This window comes from Desulfonauticus sp., assembly GCF_055126295.1.
The window spans coordinates 62,013-76,762 of the sequence record NZ_JBSRHE010000007.1 but is presented as its reverse complement, the minus strand read 5'-3'; the positions used below and the strand labels follow the sequence as shown (position 1 = coordinate 76,762).

The window sequence follows — 14,750 nt, the reverse complement described above, 5'->3', positions numbered from 1 at the left end:
AACTTTTTCAAGGGAAAGCCCTGGGCTTTCCCTTGGTTGGTTTAAGCTACGTGATCTCTTATCCAGTAAAGGAGTTCAAAATTCTTTTCCAGTTCTTCTTTAAGTTTGTTTTCTTCAGATTTTTCCATATCTTGAATGCGAATAAATACCTGTCTTTTCCCAGGAACTGGTTTTTCATAAGAACTTAAAATACTTGTAATTCTAGCATTGTGTTGTTTTAAAACTTCTAAAATGGCTTTGAGGGTGCCGGGTTTATTTTCCAGGGTAAATCCCATTTGGATGCCACCCAGATATACACCAGTAATGTCAATAAGGACTTTGAAAACATCTGTGTCTGTAATGATACCCACTACCTTTTCGTCCTCATCTACTACAGGCATGCCTTCAATTTTTTTCTTGAGCATGGTTATGGCTGCCTTTTCTACGGTATCATTTACATTGATGGTAATGGGATTGGGGGTCATAATATCTTTTACTTTTATTTCTGAAAGCAGATAATAAAGTTCGTGAACATCCAGAGTTGTGGCCTTGGATGGAGAGGCGTCTTTAATATCTCTATCAGTAACGATGCCTATTAATTTTCCCTGTTCGTCAATAACCGGGAGCCTGCGAATATTGTGCTCTTTTAATATTTTAGAAGCCTTAAGCATGGAAGTATCTGGAGTAACAGTGATTACTTCTTTGGTCATCCAGTCTTTGATTAACATTAGTTTCCTCCTTCTGGTTTAACTTAATTTTTTATACAGAAAAGTCTAACCATTATCCATGCTTAAGGCAACCCTTTTTAATTTTTCTCTGGGCCGTGTAATACTCCCATTATTTCTTCCACATCAGGAGGCAGGGCCTTTTCACCTTTTTGGGCCAATTCCAGCTTGGAAAAGAGAATGATGTTTAAAAAGGTCAAAAGCATAACAAAGCCACCTGGGTTTTTAAATTGTAAGATAGAAGGCAGGTAAGATTTGCCCAAAATCATGATAAAAGAACCAATAATACCGGTCAAAAGGCCAGCAATAGCTCCATTTTTGGTCATTTTGGGCCACCATACCCCCATAACCAGAACAGGGAAAAAGGTAGAAGCTGCAATGGCAAAGGCCAGACCCACCAGAACAGCAATTTGCAGGTTTTCAGCAATAAATCCCAAAGGAATTCCCAGAAGACCTATGATTAAGGAAGAAAGCCTGGCAATGCGCACTCTGTTTTTTTCGGGCATATTGGGGTTAAATATGTTTACCACCAAATCGTGGCCAATGGCACCTGCACAGGCAATAATCAGACCAGCTACTGTGGATAAAATAGCTGCAAAAGCGCCTGCCACCACAATACCTAAAAGTATTTGCCCGCCAAAGTAAGAACCAGCTACTGGTACAGCTAAGTTTTTACCGTTTTGAGCCAGCCAGTAGGTAAGGTACTTGGGTAAGTTTAAGGACTCTGCCTGCATGTACACATAGCGGACCACATGCCCTACATAAGGAGATAAGATGTAAAAAAGGCCTATTAACATAAGTACATAAATAACTGTACGCCTGGCAGCCTTGCCATCTGGGGCTGTATAAAAGCGTACCAGGATATGGGGAAGACCTGCTGTACCAAACATAAGGGCCAGGAGCAGGGAAAAGGTATCCTTGAGATTGGTGAGCCAAAAGCCAGGTGCAGTATAACTGGCGCCTACAAAGGTGGTGTCTTTTAAGGGCTCTGGCTGGTTTAAGGAGTGTAAAAAGTTGATAATATCCGTATAGGTATAGCCTTTGAGTACAAAGGGAATAAAGGCAAGTAAAAACATAGCACCAAAAAGAATCCAGAACTGAACCAACTGATTTATGGTGGTACCTTTCATTCCGCCGATGGAGACGTATAAGGTAATGATGATGGCAATCACCACAATAGCTGTTTTATATTCCATATTTAAGAGCAAGCCCATTACCTTGCCAGCGCCAAGCATCTGAGGAGCCATATAAAAGAGGGAGACAAAAAGTACTCCAATTACGCCTAAAACTCTGGCTGTTTTGGAGTGAAAGCGCTCAGAAACAAAATCAGGCACAGTATATTTTCCAAATTTTCTTAAAGGAGAGGCTAAAAATAAGAGCAGAGCAATATAACCCACAAAAAAACCAAAGGCATAAATGATGCCATCAAAGCCTTTTAAAAAAGCTATGCCTGCTACTCCCAAAAAGGAGGCAGCGCTTAAATAATCACTGGAAATGGCTGAAGCATTGATAAAACTATTTACCTTTCTGCCTGCCAGATAATAATCAGCAGAAGTTTTTTGGATGCGAAACATCCAGGTGGTAATCACAGTAAAGGCCAGCATAAGGCCAATTAAAACTAAGGCTGTAATGGGAACCTGATACCCTAATTCCATTATTCTTCTCCTTCTATTTTTTCCAGATTATCTTCCATTTCATTGGCTTTTTTTACATAAAAGCCAAAAACTAACCAGGTAAGAGGGTAAATAAAAATAGCTACCAGGAAGTAATGTAGGGGCAAAGAAAATATTTTTATCTTGATAATAGTTTCTTTGCCAATATATACAGCTAGATACATTACAATTATAAAGAGAAAGTAAGGAATGCCAAATTTAAGAGCAAAGTTGAGCTGTTTTTTTCTTATTTTTTGGACATTAGACATGGTAAACCTCCTTTGTCTTGAGTGAAACAAGACTTAAAACATTAAAGATGCATTTAAATTATAATAATCAATAAAAAAGTCTATATTCTTTCGGTGAATGGAATGGGAAATACTCCTTGACCGTTAGGAGTGAATATGCTCCTTTTAAGGTAAAAAAAAATCCGTTTAGCCAGGGAAAGAAGCGATGGTTTTAACCGAGCGTAAAGATTTAGCCCTTCTTTTAGAAAGTGGACGACTCAAAAAAATTAGAGCCTGGCGTCAGTCCATGGTGATAAAGTTATTAGAAGAGGGCAAAAGTGCTAGAGAGGTAAGTCTGGCTATTTCCAGGTTTAACGAGGCCCTGGCTATAGAGGTCTGTAATTATTTTGCCAGAAGGTTTCCCTGGTTGAAGAAATGTGTGTTTTTAGAATTTGGTTCAGGAGGACGAGGAGAGCAAGTCCTGGGTTCAGATCAGGATAATGGCCTGGTTTTACCAAAAGAAAAACTAGATGAGGCCCAGTTAGAGGAGGTTTGTCAGAGGATAGTTCTGACTTTAGATGGTGCAGGTCTACCTCTTTGTCCTGGCAAGGTGATGATTTCTGAAGAAAAGTGGAGAGGCACCCTTGAGGAGTGGAAAAGGAAAATTTTATTTTGGTTAGAAAACCCTAAGGAAAGGGGACCCTGGCAGTCAGGACTTATTTTGGATTTTAAACCTTTATATGGAGAAAAAGAAAAGATTTTTCAGTTGCGTACAGAAGTTTTAGAAACTATTCGGAAACACCCGGTTATCTGGAGGTTATTGGTAGAAGAAATTTTACAATTCCGTGTCCCTTTGAGTTTTTGGGGAAATTTTATTCTGGAAAAAAAAGGTGAAGAACGGGGAATTAACCTTAAAAAAAGTATTTTGGCCCACCTCATCAATGCTACGAGATTACTTAGCCTGAAATATGGCTTTGTAAAGGCCCATACTTTAGAGAGGCTTTCCTTTTTAATTCAAAAAGGGCATGTGGAAGAAAAGATGGGAAAGGAGTTGCAAAACCTCTGGGAATGGGCCCAGGCCAAGCGTTTAAGACAGGCACTAGAACAAAAGGGAGAAATCAATTTTTTAAACCCTCACTTACTGCCCAAAGAAGAAAAGAAGTTGTTGAAAAAAAGATTAAACTATCTGCAGAAGTTTGTGGATCTGGTTAGTCTGAGTGCAAATTATGGCCTGTAAAAGAGTACTTTTTCTGGACCTTAGCTGGGGCATTAGCGGAGATATGCTGGTATCTGCTTTAGCAGATATGCAGGTGGATTTTTCTGACCTTGTAAGCTCTTTAGAGCAGAAATTAAAGGTAAAAATAGAGTTTAAAAATTTTAGTCGAGAAGGAGTTCTGGGTAAAAAGTTAGAAATTAGATTGGCGAAAACCCACAAAAATAGAAAACTAAGGGACTTGCTGGACTTACTTTCTTCCTTAGAGCTTTCTCCTGAGCTCTTTACCACAGTAAAAGAGGCTCTTTTTAAACTGGCCAGAATAGAAGCTAAAATTCACTCCCAAAAACCAGAAGAGGTGCATTTCCACGAGCTTGGCGGAGAAGACATCCTGGTGGATTTGGTGCTGGCTTTGGGCGGAATAGAAAAGCTGGGAGTAGATAAGGTTATGGCCAGTCCTTTACCCTGGTTGCAGGGAGAAGTGGAGATAGGCCATGGTAAAGTACCTTTGCCTGCTCCTGCCACCCTTGCGCTTTTGCAGGGGAAGCCTTTTTCTGGAAGGTTCTTGGAGTTTGAAGCCATAACCCCTACAGGCGCTCTTTTACTGGATTGGGTGGTAGATGGATTTTCTAAAGCCCCGCAAGGGACTTTGCTGTCCCAGGGAGTTGGCTTTGGCACCTGGGATAAGGGTTTTAATGGCCTGAGGTGTTTTTTGTTGGAAGAAGAAATGGCTTTAGAAGAGGAGGAGGTTTACCTTCTGGAAAGCAATGTGGACCACCTTTCAGGCGAGGAACTGGGGGAGGTTTTTAATACTTTTCTTCAAGCAGGTGCTTTGGATGTACTCTTTTTGCCAGGTCTAATGAAAAAAAACAGGCCAGGAGGCTTGTTGCAGGTGCTTTGCCCTCCAGACAAACTGGCTCCTATCCAATCCCTTTTTTTTAAAACCACCTTTACCCTGGGGGTTAGAATTCGCTTAGAAAGGAGAGTGGTGGTAAAAAGATGGATAGAGAAGGTAAGCACCTCTTATGGAGAAGTAAGGCTAAAGTGTTTTCAACTGCCAGATAAAAAGCAATGGAGAATAGAGGCAGAAGACATTAAAGCAGTGGCAAGGCAAGAGGGGTGTTCCTTTTTAGAAGCCAAAAAACTCTTAGAAGAAGAAGTGGGCTTATACTTCTTCCAGCAAAAGATGGGGAGCTAGGTAGGGAGAGTCGGTTTTAAATACATAGGTTAAGCCAGGATGAGCCAGGCTAACCCTTTCGCCATTTTCTTTTTCCAGGGCATAATCCTTAGGTTCAAGGGTGATTTTTTTTAGGCGGGGCAAGAGTAAGTTTACCTTTTTAGTGGTATCCCAGCGGGATTTTACCTTTAGGGTGTAAGTATTGGAATCTATAGATTCAGCCACCTGGCCCAGGATGGCTTTTTTTTGGGCCAAAGGGTGAAGTAAGATTTTTCTTTGAGAGAGAAAAAAACCCGTACTTAAGGGCCTGGTTAAACTTGGCTCCAGGTAGCTATAATAACGGGGCAAAGAAAATTGCTTTTTCTCTAAATCCAAGAGGGTTGTTTTGTAGGCATCTACAGTTCTTGCCAGATAAGAAGTGGTTTTATTGCGGCCTTCTATTTTTAAGGAATGGATTTTCTTTTTTCTAAACCAGTTCAGATATTTTATTAGTCCCAAATCTTCACTGGCCAAAATTTTGCTAAATTCTTCTTCCTGTACTTCAAAAAGTTCTTGTCCCCGGGTCTTTTCTATTAGCTTATATTCAAAACGACAGGGATGGGTGCACAGTCCCAGATTGGCAGAGCGCTGATTGAGATAACTGCTTAAAAAACAGCGTCCAGAAATAGCCATGCACATGGCTCCGTGGACAAAAACTTCTAATTCTACCCTTTCTCCCACTTGGGCTTTGATTTGGGCTATTTGTCTATGGTCTAATTCTCGAGCCAGGTTGACCCTTTTTACCCCTTGGGATTGCCAGAAGAGGATGCTTGCACTGTTGGAAGTATTGGCCTGGGTGCTTAAATGGATGGGAATGTGTGGAGCTATTTTCTGGGCCAAACTAATTACGCCCGGGTCAGCAATGATTAGGCCATCTACTTCTGTGGCTTTTAATTGTTCCAGGTAAGCTTGTACTTGCGGCAGGTGCTTTTCTTGGGCCAGGATGTTCAGGCAAAAATAGACCTTTACCTGCTGGTTATGGGCAATCTGGATAAAAGAGGAAAGGTTCTGAAGAGAAAAGCCTTTGGTTTTGGCCCTTAGACTTAATTCTTCTCCTCCCAGGTAAAGGGCATCAGCTCCATAGGTTAGGGCTGTGAAAAACTTTTCTTCATCTCCAGCAGGGCAGAGAAGCTCTGGTCTAAACATTAGCAGGGGAGTCCTTGTTTTGAGCGTTGTTCTTTGAGATTGGCTAAAAGGGAATAGGGTAGGTGCAAGTTGTTCTTGCCTACACCCAGGAAAATATCTGGTTTTACCTGTCCATGAAAGTCTGACCCACCAGTGGGTATCAGGTCTAGCTTTTTAGCCAGACTGAGATATTCCTGGGTTAAGCTGGGAGAATGTTCTGTATAAAAAACTTCTAAACCGTCTAAACCCCATTCTTTTAATTTTTTTAATTCCCTGGCTAATTCCTCCAGGTCTAAATTTAGGGAAAAGGGATGAGCTAGAATGACGCTAGCCCCTTCCTTTTTTAAGATTTCAATGGCTTTTTGAGGAGTGAATTTTTCTTTGGGCACAAAGGCCTTGCCCTTGGGTCCCAGGTAGGAATCAAAGGCTTCCTGCACAGAGTTAACCACTTTTTTTTCTATCAATACCTGGGCTAAATGAGGCCTGCCCACACTTCCCTTGGCCTTGGCTTGTACTTCAGCATAAGTAATGTCCAGGCCCAGGGAGTTTAGCTTTTCCACAATGAGTTTATTTCGTTGGTGTCTTTTTTGGCGCAGATAATGCAGTTCCCTTTGTAAAATTTCTGCCTGGGGATTTAGATATAAGCCCAGGATATGGGTTACTCCCTTAAACTGGACGCTTAACTCGCATCCGGGAATAACTTCCAGGTGATGCTCTTTTCCTGCCTCTAAAGCCTCAGCCAGGCCACTTACTGTATCGTGGTCAGTTAGGGCTATGGCTCTAAGTCCTGTGGTCTGGGCTAAGTGTACAAGCTCTCTGGGCTGGTAAGTGCCATCAGAGGCTGTGGAGTGAGTGTGTAGGTCAATTTCAGACATTTATTTAAACCTATAGGTGATTCTACCCCTGGTTAAATCATAGGGAGATAGTTCTACCTTTACCCTGTCTCCAGGTAAAATACGAATATAGTATTTACGCATTTTCCCTGAGATGTGGCTTAAGACCACGTGTCCATTGTCCAGCTTTACGCGAAACATGGCGTTGGGTAGGGCTTCTTCTACTACTCCTTCCATTTCAATTGCTTCTTCTTTGGCCATATAACTTCCTCCTTCTGGTTAATTTTATTGATGTTAGGTAAGGTTAGAAAAGGTGTCAAGCTGGGCTAGGTTTGTAAAACCTGATAGATGTTTTGCAAAAGCTGGTCTAAGTCATAAGGTTTGCCCATAAATCCAGCCAGGCCATATTGCTGAGGATTCTGGGCAAAGGGGTGGTTTAGATAGCCAGAGGTGGGCAATATCTTGCCTTGAAAATTTAAATTTTTAATTTTCTCTACTACTTCCTCTCCCCTGAGTCCAGGCAAGCCCAGATCCAGAAGTACTAAATCCAGATGAGGGTGTTTAGAAACCATTTCCACAGCTTCCTTGCCATTTTGGGCGGTGAGCACTTTAAAATTATGTTCTTCTAAGAAATCTCTGGTCACTTCCAAAATCATGGATTCATCTTCTACTACTAAAATAAGTGGTTGGCGGGTAAAGGCAGGCTGGTTCCAGCTTTGTTTAAAATTAGCTGGTTCCTGTAGGCCAGAGGCTAGTTGAAAGCTCAAAATAAAGGTAGTGCCCTCTCCTGGCCTAGAGTGAAGGGAGATGTTTCCCCCATGTTTTTTAACAATGCCGTAGACCGAGGCAAGCCCCAGGCCTGAGCCCTGGCCAATGGCTTTGGTGGTAAAAAAGGGGTCAAAGATTTTATTTTGAATTTCTGGAGGTATCCCTGGCCCATTGTCCTCTACCTGGAGTAAAACTTTATCCTCCTGGGCAGATAATTTTACTTTAATAAGTCCATTAGAACTTAATACTTCTTTGCTGTTTTTAAGAAGGTTAAACAGGGCGTGCTCTATAAGGGAAGGGTCTCCTAGCAGGTAAAGGTCTGGTTCAATCTCTCTTTGCAGGGTAATCTCTCTGGGAATAAGCTCCTGAAACATATCTAAAGACTTTTCAATTTGCTGGCTTAAGTTGAAAAGAATAAATTTTTCCTTTTCTTCTGCCAGAAAGTTAAAGATTTGTTTAACGAGGTTTTGACCTCGCAAACAGGTTTGTAAGAGATAATCAAGGTTTTTATGGTACTTGGGTAGTTCCTTGCTTAGTTTTTTGAGGTTGTTGCTAAGTATCTGCAAAAGGTTGTTAAAATCATGGGCAATGCCTGTACTCAGAGTAGCCAGGGACTCTAGCTTTTGTTTTTGAAAAAGCTTTTGTTGTAATTCTTGTTCTTTTTTTTCCGCTTCTTTTAGTTTATGAATATCTATGTGTGTACCTACAAGGGTTAGAGGTCTATTATCTTCACTTACCTCCCCTAAAACAGCCCGGGATAAAATCCAGCGCCAGGTCCCATCCTTGGCCTTTAAACGCACTTCTGTCTCTGAAAAGGAAGTTTCTCCTTTAAGGAGTTTGCTATCATTTGCTATTATTTTAGAAGTTTCTTCTGGGTGGAGCAGGTCCCAAAAGGGGTCTTTTAATTGCTCCAATTCTTCTTTGGTGTAGCCCAACATCTGGGCATACTCTTGGTTTATGGTGAGTTTGCCGGTGCTAAGGTTCCTTTCCCAGAGCCCTACTTTGCCCCCACTAATGGCTGCATCTAATTTTTTTTGCGTGTGGTGAATATGTTCTAAATTCTTTTTATGCTCTATAATCAGGGCTACATAGTGAGAAATAGACTTTAAAATTTTTAACTCTTTGACTGTAAAATACTCAGGGTCTTCATAGTCCTGGATTACCAGAGCACCAATGGCTTTATTTTGTACTATCAGAGGGACTCCTATCCATATTTTGGAAGAAGTTCCCACCCAACCCAGGATACCTTTTTCCTGGAGGATTTTTTTATGCTCTTCTTTTAAAAAAAGGGGTTTTTGACGCCTAATAACAGCTAGAGTCATACTTTGGGTTTGAGGATTGCTGATGTCTTTTATTTCATAGATTTTATCTTTTTCATCAATAAAAACAGGAAATATGAGTCTATCTTTGTTTTCATCAACTAGAGCTACAAAGAAGTTTTTGCTCTTCAAGTGCCTATTTATTTCTTCGTATATCCTGTATAAATAGTCTTCTAGGGATACTTCTGGTTTAAACTGGGTAATAATACTGGAAAGGAGCTGGGCGGTAATTGTATAGTGTTTTTCTTTGGTTGTATCCTTTCTTAACAGGATAATCTTTTCCCTGCTTTCTTTTAACCAGGATTCCTGGACCCAATACCAGTACTTTTTTACCTTAACCCTATATTCAATGGTTAATTCTGTTTTTTCTGAAGCTAAAAAGGAAAGTACTTGTTTTTTTACTTCTTCTTGCTCTGCTTTGTGGATGGAATTAAAAAATTGCTCCAGAGAAAAACTGGCAAGAGAGCTAAAATGTTCAACCCAGTTTTGCTCGGGGAAAAATGTTTTTTGTTTGGTAAAGTATATGCAGGTAAAAAGACTATTTTTAGCCAGGACAAAGTTAAGTAAAAAGTTTTTCTGCCTTAATTTTTTTAAACTAAGATTTTGAGCTTTTAATTCTCTTTGTTTGCGTTCCAGTTCTTTCAGGCTGCCTAGGGCCAGGCTCGTAATCTGACTTATGTTATTTAAGAGCTTAAAATTTATTGTTTGGGGTTTTTTTAAAAAATAGAGGTTAATGGTAGCTAAGGGTTTGTCATAAAAATAAAGAGGGAGGTAGAGAGCAAAGGTAATGCGTTCCTGACGCAAAAAATCCAGGGCTGGAGCAAATAAACTATCTGTAGTTTCTTTTATCTTGTGCAAGGCTATTTGCTTTTGGGCCAGAGCTTTTCCACTTAAAGACCCCCTGAAGGGTAAAAAATGGAGGTGTTGAGGAGGAGGGGAATCAAATCCCATATGGTAAATGGCCTGGAGTGACTTGATGTGGGGCTGGTAAAGGAAAAAAGCTCCGGCTTTGGCCTGCAGTAACTCCAGGAAAAAAGAAGTGGTTAATTGCGTTAAATCTGCAAAAGTCTTTACTTCAGATAATTTTTGCAGCAAATTTTCAATTAAAACTTTACTCTCAGTCATTAAGATTTAATCTTTTGCCTTTTGAAAAAGTTTTTTAAATTTTTCTTCCAGTTCCAAAAGTTTTTTATCTATCTCTTCAGGGTCTAAACTTTCTATTTTTTTGTACAAATTAGCTGCCATTTCACCCAGGTCATTTAAGCGCAGGTTAAAGGAAGTGCCTTTTAGTTTATGTAATAATTTTTTAGCCTGGGAAAGGTCTGCTTCTTTTATTTTTTGCTTGATTTCCTTTAGCTCTTTTTCTGTGTTTTCTTTATATTTTTCCAGGAGATCTTCTATGATTTCTTTTTTTAATTTTAATTCTTTTTCCAGTTTTGCTTTGATTTCTTTTAAATCCATTTGTTTCTCCCTGAGAATTTTTCCAGTTTAAATCCATTCTAAAAAAATAGTTTTTTTGTCAAATGGTTTGCTCTGTAAAAGGGAAAAGGTTTAGAGAAAAGGGGGTACCTATTTTAGTAGGGGCAAAAAATGAACTTGACTTTTTTTAGGCTTTGGATAGAAAAGAAACTCTTCGCCGGGGTGGTGAAATTGGTAGACGCGCTGGACTCAAAATCCAGTGGACTTCGGTCCGTGCGAGTTCGAGTCTCGCCCCCGGCACCAGGAAAAAAAGCCCTTAAGGATTTCACCTTAAGGGCTTTTTTGTTTTTTTCTTTTTTTTGTTTCTCCTCTTTACTGAGAGGATGGTTTTGGCTTATATAGTTTTAAAAATAGCAAAAGGAGAGGATATAATGACTAAAGTAACTTTACAGGGAGCTCCCTTTGAACTGGAAGGCACTTTTCCTTCTGTGGGTACAAAGGTTTCTTCCTTTGTAGTGGTGGACAATGACCTTAAGGAAGTTAAGCTGGAGGATTTTGGGTCTGAAATTCTGGTTTTGGTCAGTGTTCCTTCTCTGGATACACCTGTTTGTGATTTAGAAGCAAGGCGCTTTAATGCTGAGGCCAGCAAGCTCAGTTCCAAGGTAGAGATTGCCATTGTTAGCATGGACTTACCCTTTGCTCAAAAGCGCTGGTGTGGTCAATTAGAAGGACAAAAGGTGCATACCTATTCAGATTATCGCTATGCTTCCTTTGGTAAGGCCTTAGGGGTGTTAATTGCGGATTTGCGTTTGTTGGCCAGGGCTATCTTTGTTTTGGATGGCCAGAGGAATCTGGTTTATAGCCAGCTGGTTCCAGAAGTAGCCCAGGAGCCAGATTATGAGGAAGTTTTGGAAGTTATCTCTAAGTTAACTTAAAAGTTTTGCAGGAGTAAAAGATGCAAGAGTTACAAAAGTGGTTTTGTAAAGCCCTGGAAATGGAAGAAAGGGGATATAATTTTTATGCCAGCATGTTAGAAAAATGTAATGACCCCTATACCAGAGAAGTTTTTACCTTACTTAGGGATGAAGAGCTAAAGCATATAAAGAGGATTAAGGAAATAGTGGCCAAACTGGAGAAAGGGATAGAGGTGGAAGTGGTTTGCAGGGAATGTCCCTTTGAGCCAACTCCCAATGAGGTTTTTCAGAACCTGGTAAAAAAGTATAAAGATAAAAAAAGCGTATGTACCCAGAAGTTAGAAGCTCTGGATATGGGGATAGAATTTGAATTGAATTTGGTGGATTTTTATTCCCAGAAATTACAGGAAGCCCAAAGTGCAGTGGTAAAAGAGTTTTTAACTAAAATGGTCCAGGAAGAAAAAATGCATTATATTTTGCTTTCTGATTTAAGTTATTACTATGAAGACCCAGAAGGATGGGCTATGGGTAAAGGAGGTTTTAGTCTTGATGGCGCGTAAGTTTTTTGCTTTAGTTTTGCTACTTTTGGGGTTGCTTCCAGTCAATAGTTATGCCTGGGAAAGGGGGGAGATTTTCCCTAACCTTTCTTTAGAAAACGGGCTTGACCCTGCTTACCAGTTTAAAAGCCTGGATGAGATTGAAAGCAAAGTGGTGGTAGTGCAGATTTTTAATATGTATTGTCCCCACTGCCAGAAAGATGCTCCTGTGGTCAATAAACTCTATGCCAAACTAAGAGCAGATTTTCCTGCTTCTAAAGTGACCTTGCTGGGCCTGGGTATTGGGAATACCAAAAGAGAAGTAGAGGTCTTTAGAAACTCCTTTAAAATTGAATTTCCCCTTTTTTGGGATGAGCAAAACCGTTTTTTAGAGCTTTTTGGCAATTTAGGTACTCCCTATTTTTTTGTGTTAAAGAAAACAGATAAGGGGTTCCGGGTTGTTTATATGCATGCAGGAGAATTACAGGATTGGAAGAAATTGTATGTTCAAATTAAAAACAATTTTTCTTAGTGTGGTGATTTTTTTCTCTGCCTTTTCCTTAAGCCAGGCCTTAAATATCTATCAGGTGGGTAAACTAAAACCGCGTGATAGTGTGCTTAAGGTCAAAGTGGGAGAGCTGGCTCCTGATTTTGAACTTCCTTCTATCTCAGGGAAAAAGGTGCGCCTTTCTTATTTTCGGGGTAAGAAGAATGTATTGCTTTCCTTTGTGCCTGCTGCCTGGACGCCAGTGTGTTCGGATCAGTGGCCAGGGTATAATCTGACTAAGTTTATTTTTGACCAGCACAATACTGTTATTCTGGGTATTAGTGTGGATAATGTACCTACCCTTTATGCCTGGGTAAAGGAGATGGGTGGAGTATGGTTCCCTGTGCTTTCTGACTTTTGGCCCCACGGTCAAGTGGCTTCTACTTATGGAGTGCTTAGAGGCGATGGAGTGGCAGAAAGGGCTTTGTTTTTAATTGATAAACAGGGGATTATTCGCTGGATTTATGTAGAAGATATCAACAGACGCCCGTCCCTGGAAGTTATTGAACAGGCCCTGGATTCTTTACCCTAATTTTTGTTTGACCTGCCTGGAAAATCTTCTTAATTCCTCTCTATTCCAAATAACAGAGGAAGAGGTGAGTACGCTTTTTTATAGGTTGAAGAGGTATGTCCGCTATTGGTATTTGAGGATTTTAAGAATTAGAGCGCATCCCCATAAAGTGGCCCTGGGTTTAGCTGTGGGTGTTTTTGTGGGATTTTTACCCATAGTGCCTTTTCAAATAGTGACTGCAGTAAGTCTGGCCTTTTTGGTTAAAGGCAATAAACTGGGTGCAGCTTTGGGTACTTGGGTCTCCAATCCTTTAAATATCCCTTTTTTGTATTATCTTTTTTATCTGGTAGGGAAGTTTTTCTGGCCAGGAGAAGTCGCCTATAGTTTAACTTCCTTTGAGATGAAAGAGATATTAAAGGCTGGCTGGGATGTCTTTGGAATGATGTGTTTAGGTGGTGCTATTTTGGGACTACCTGCGGCTATTTTAACTTATTTTATCTTTGTAAAGGTTTTAAAAAAGTATAACCAAAAGAGATTGGAGAAGAAATATAATCTTGTTAACCCCTAATTTTCCTAAAAAGAGTTTAGGACAACACTTTTTAAAAGATAAAAATATTTGTGCAAAAATCGTAAAGGCCCTCAATCTAGAGCCAGAAGATACTGTTTTAGAAATAGGCCCGGGCAGGGGGGCACTTACTTTTCTTTTAGAAGAAAGTCCCTATAGATATTTTTTTGCTCTGGAAAAGGACTGGGAGCTTTGCTTAGCACTCAGGCAGAAATTACCACTTTTAAGCTTAATCTGTGCAGATGGCCTGGTTTTTGACTGGAAACGTTTAAATAGATTTGAAAAATTAAAACTAGTAGGGAACCTTCCCTACAATGTGGCTTCTCCGCTGCTGTGGAATATTTTTAGTGAACTTTTTAGTTATGAACTAGCTGTATTTATGGTGCAAAAGGAAGTGGCAGAAAGGATTGTAGCTAAGCCAGGCAACAAGCAATATGGTTTGTTAAGTGTTTGGTTACAGTTTTTTAGTAAACCTAAAATTCTTTTTTCTGTACCTCCTGGAGTTTTTTTCCCTCCTCCCAAGGTCTACTCTTCGGTTTTAATTTTTTATCCTCGAAAAGTTGAAATAGATACAAGGGAAAAAAAATCTTTACAAAAGTGTTTAAAAGTGGTTTTTCAGCAGAGAAGAAAGCAATTACAAAGAATCCTGCGTAATTATCTGGGATATAAAGTGGAAAAAGAACTAGAAGAATTAAACCTGGACCCCAGAGTTAGACCAGAAGACTTAAGTAAAGAGGATTTTTTTAGGTTGGCACTAAAATTTTTTTAGAAAAAAGATAACTTTTTAGCCAAAAACCTAAATTTATCTTGACTAAACCTTAAAAATTTTGTTTTGGCTAGCTTTGTAGTTGTTTAAAAAGGCATAATCAAAGGGGTAGGGATATTTTTTGGTCTAAAAGTTTTAAAAGGAGGAACTGATAATGACTAAAGGCGATCTTATTGCCATGATTGCAGAGAAATCAGGTTTAACAAAGGCTGCTGCTGAAAAGGCTTTAAATGCTTTTTTGGCTTCTGTGGAAGAGGCTTTGGTCAAAGAGGGGAAATTGACCTTGACCGGTTTTGGTACTTTTGAGGTAGGCGAAAGAGCAGCTAGAACAGGTCGCAACCCTCGTACAGGAGAAGAAATTCAAATTCCTGCCTGTAAGGTGGTAAAGTTCCGCGCTGGCAAGATGCTTAAAGATGCTGTTAAGTAGTTTTTAGG

At 39.9% G+C, this 14,750-nt stretch carries 17 protein-coding genes and 1 tRNA gene; 10 read left to right on the top strand and 8 right to left on the bottom strand.

Annotation, left to right across the window (positions count from 1 at the left end):
• Positions 1-41: 41 nt before the first annotated feature.
• The 3 genes from ACTCIM_RS06190 to ACTCIM_RS06180 form a co-directional block, all read right to left on the bottom strand.
• Positions 42-707, bottom strand: coding sequence for a CBS and ACT domain-containing protein (locus tag ACTCIM_RS06190; protein ID WP_029966503.1), 666 nt, complete (start codon positions 705-707; stop codon positions 42-44).
• Positions 708-784: 77 nt separating this feature from the next.
• Positions 785-2,359 carry a cation acetate symporter gene (locus ACTCIM_RS06185; protein ID WP_029966505.1) on the bottom strand — a complete coding sequence of 525 codons (1,575 nt, stop codon included), beginning with the start codon at positions 2,357-2,359 and terminating at the stop codon, positions 785-787.
• Positions 2,359-2,625, bottom strand: a complete 267-nt coding sequence (locus ACTCIM_RS06180) for a hypothetical protein (RefSeq protein ID WP_029966507.1) — start codon at positions 2,623-2,625, stop codon at positions 2,359-2,361. Before ACTCIM_RS06180 ends, ACTCIM_RS06185 begins: the two co-directional genes overlap by 1 nt.
• A gap of 184 nt (positions 2,626-2,809) precedes the next feature.
• On the opposite strand from ACTCIM_RS06180, the gene ACTCIM_RS06175 reads away from it, so the two are divergent.
• On the top strand, positions 2,810-3,820 hold the full coding sequence (locus ACTCIM_RS06175) for a DUF294 nucleotidyltransferase-like domain-containing protein (RefSeq protein ID WP_035259978.1): 1,011 nt from the start codon (positions 2,810-2,812) through the stop codon (positions 3,818-3,820).
• On the top strand, positions 3,810-4,994 hold the full coding sequence (gene larC, locus ACTCIM_RS06170) for a nickel pincer cofactor biosynthesis protein LarC (RefSeq protein WP_472314495.1): 1,185 nt from the start codon (positions 3,810-3,812) through the stop codon (positions 4,992-4,994). The genes ACTCIM_RS06175 and larC overlap by 11 nt, the downstream gene beginning before the upstream one ends.
• On the opposite strand, the gene ACTCIM_RS06165 is transcribed toward larC, so the two are convergent.
• From ACTCIM_RS06165 to ACTCIM_RS06145, 5 genes are all read right to left on the bottom strand, one after another.
• Positions 4,962-6,158, bottom strand: coding sequence for a peptidase U32 family protein (locus tag ACTCIM_RS06165; protein ID WP_472314492.1), 1,197 nt, complete (start codon positions 6,156-6,158; stop codon positions 4,962-4,964). The two genes, larC and ACTCIM_RS06165, sit on opposite strands and share 33 nt — an antisense overlap.
• The gene (locus tag ACTCIM_RS06160) at positions 6,158-7,012 is read right to left on the bottom strand and encodes a PHP domain-containing protein (protein ID WP_472314490.1); all 855 of its coding nucleotides are present in this window, start codon (positions 7,010-7,012) and stop codon (positions 6,158-6,160) included. Before ACTCIM_RS06160 ends, ACTCIM_RS06165 begins: the two co-directional genes overlap by 1 nt.
• Positions 7,013-7,231, bottom strand: a complete 219-nt coding sequence (infA, locus tag ACTCIM_RS06155; RefSeq protein ID WP_029966523.1) for a translation initiation factor IF-1 — start codon at positions 7,229-7,231, stop codon at positions 7,013-7,015.
• 65 nt (positions 7,232-7,296) lie between these two features.
• Positions 7,297-10,182: an ATP-binding protein gene (locus tag ACTCIM_RS06150; protein ID WP_472314487.1), complete on the bottom strand. Its 2,886-nt coding sequence runs from the start codon at positions 10,180-10,182 to the stop codon at positions 7,297-7,299.
• 6 nt (positions 10,183-10,188) lie between these two features.
• A complete protein-coding gene (locus tag ACTCIM_RS06145) occupies positions 10,189-10,518 on the bottom strand; it encodes an Hpt domain-containing protein (protein WP_029966527.1) in 330 nt (109 codons plus the stop codon).
• Positions 10,519-10,692: 174 nt separating this feature from the next.
• On the opposite strand from ACTCIM_RS06145, the gene ACTCIM_RS06140 reads away from it, so the two are divergent.
• The 8 genes from ACTCIM_RS06140 to ACTCIM_RS06105 all read left to right on the top strand — a co-directional run bounded on the left by ACTCIM_RS06140 (position 10,693) and on the right by ACTCIM_RS06105 (position 14,742).
• Positions 10,693-10,779, top strand: a tRNA-Leu gene (locus ACTCIM_RS06140).
• Positions 10,780-10,907: 128 nt separating this feature from the next.
• Entirely contained in the window at positions 10,908-11,411 is a 504-nt protein-coding gene (gene tpx / locus ACTCIM_RS06135; protein ID WP_472314484.1) for a thiol peroxidase, read from the top strand.
• Positions 11,412-11,431: 20 nt separating this feature from the next.
• Positions 11,432-11,950, top strand: coding sequence for a ferritin family protein (locus tag ACTCIM_RS06130; RefSeq protein WP_464278979.1), 519 nt, complete (start codon positions 11,432-11,434; stop codon positions 11,948-11,950).
• Complete coding sequence (locus ACTCIM_RS06125; protein WP_464278980.1) at positions 11,940-12,458, top strand: TlpA family protein disulfide reductase; 519 nt, start codon at positions 11,940-11,942, stop codon at positions 12,456-12,458. The genes ACTCIM_RS06130 and ACTCIM_RS06125 overlap by 11 nt, the downstream gene beginning before the upstream one ends.
• Complete coding sequence (locus ACTCIM_RS06120; protein WP_464278981.1) at positions 12,430-13,005, top strand: peroxiredoxin; 576 nt, start codon at positions 12,430-12,432, stop codon at positions 13,003-13,005. Before ACTCIM_RS06125 ends, ACTCIM_RS06120 begins: the two co-directional genes overlap by 29 nt.
• Before the next feature lie 64 nt (positions 13,006-13,069).
• Entirely contained in the window at positions 13,070-13,552 is a 483-nt protein-coding gene (locus ACTCIM_RS06115; RefSeq protein ID WP_464278982.1) for a DUF2062 domain-containing protein, read from the top strand.
• Complete coding sequence (gene rsmA, locus ACTCIM_RS06110; RefSeq protein WP_472314481.1) at positions 13,539-14,318, top strand: 16S rRNA (adenine(1518)-N(6)/adenine(1519)-N(6))-dimethyltransferase RsmA; 780 nt, start codon at positions 13,539-13,541, stop codon at positions 14,316-14,318. Before ACTCIM_RS06115 ends, rsmA begins: the two co-directional genes overlap by 14 nt.
• 151 nt (positions 14,319-14,469) lie before the next feature.
• Entirely contained in the window at positions 14,470-14,742 is a 273-nt protein-coding gene (locus ACTCIM_RS06105) for an HU family DNA-binding protein (RefSeq protein ID WP_029966564.1), read from the top strand.
• Positions 14,743-14,750: the final 8 nt, after the last annotated feature.

Excerpts from the sequence above, each read along its gene's own strand:
- ACTCIM_RS06190 (WP_029966503.1), bottom strand. The coding sequence starts at position 707 with ATGTTAATCAAAGACTGGATGACCAAAGAAGTAATCACTGTTACTCCA.
- ACTCIM_RS06185 (WP_029966505.1), bottom strand. The coding sequence starts at position 2,359 with ATGGAATTAGGGTATCAGGTTCCCATTACAGCCTTAGTTTTAATTGGC.
- ACTCIM_RS06180 (WP_029966507.1), bottom strand. The coding sequence starts at position 2,625 with ATGTCTAATGTCCAAAAAATAAGAAAAAAACAGCTCAACTTTGCTCTT.
- ACTCIM_RS06175 (WP_035259978.1), top strand. The coding sequence starts at position 2,810 with ATGGTTTTAACCGAGCGTAAAGATTTAGCCCTTCTTTTAGAAAGTGGA.
- larC (WP_472314495.1), top strand. The coding sequence starts at position 3,810 with ATGGCCTGTAAAAGAGTACTTTTTCTGGACCTTAGCTGGGGCATTAGC.
- ACTCIM_RS06165 (WP_472314492.1), bottom strand. The coding sequence starts at position 6,158 with ATGTTTAGACCAGAGCTTCTCTGCCCTGCTGGAGATGAAGAAAAGTTT.
- ACTCIM_RS06160 (WP_472314490.1), bottom strand. The coding sequence starts at position 7,012 with ATGTCTGAAATTGACCTACACACTCACTCCACAGCCTCTGATGGCACT.
- infA (WP_029966523.1), bottom strand. The coding sequence starts at position 7,231 with ATGGCCAAAGAAGAAGCAATTGAAATGGAAGGAGTAGTAGAAGAAGCC.
- ACTCIM_RS06150 (WP_472314487.1), bottom strand. The coding sequence starts at position 10,182 with ATGACTGAGAGTAAAGTTTTAATTGAAAATTTGCTGCAAAAATTATCT.
- ACTCIM_RS06145 (WP_029966527.1), bottom strand. The coding sequence starts at position 10,518 with ATGGATTTAAAAGAAATCAAAGCAAAACTGGAAAAAGAATTAAAATTA.
- tpx (WP_472314484.1), top strand. The coding sequence starts at position 10,908 with ATGACTAAAGTAACTTTACAGGGAGCTCCCTTTGAACTGGAAGGCACT.
- ACTCIM_RS06130 (WP_464278979.1), top strand. The coding sequence starts at position 11,432 with ATGCAAGAGTTACAAAAGTGGTTTTGTAAAGCCCTGGAAATGGAAGAA.
- ACTCIM_RS06125 (WP_464278980.1), top strand. The coding sequence starts at position 11,940 with ATGGCGCGTAAGTTTTTTGCTTTAGTTTTGCTACTTTTGGGGTTGCTT.
- ACTCIM_RS06120 (WP_464278981.1), top strand. The coding sequence starts at position 12,430 with ATGTTCAAATTAAAAACAATTTTTCTTAGTGTGGTGATTTTTTTCTCT.
- ACTCIM_RS06105 (WP_029966564.1), top strand. The coding sequence starts at position 14,470 with ATGACTAAAGGCGATCTTATTGCCATGATTGCAGAGAAATCAGGTTTA.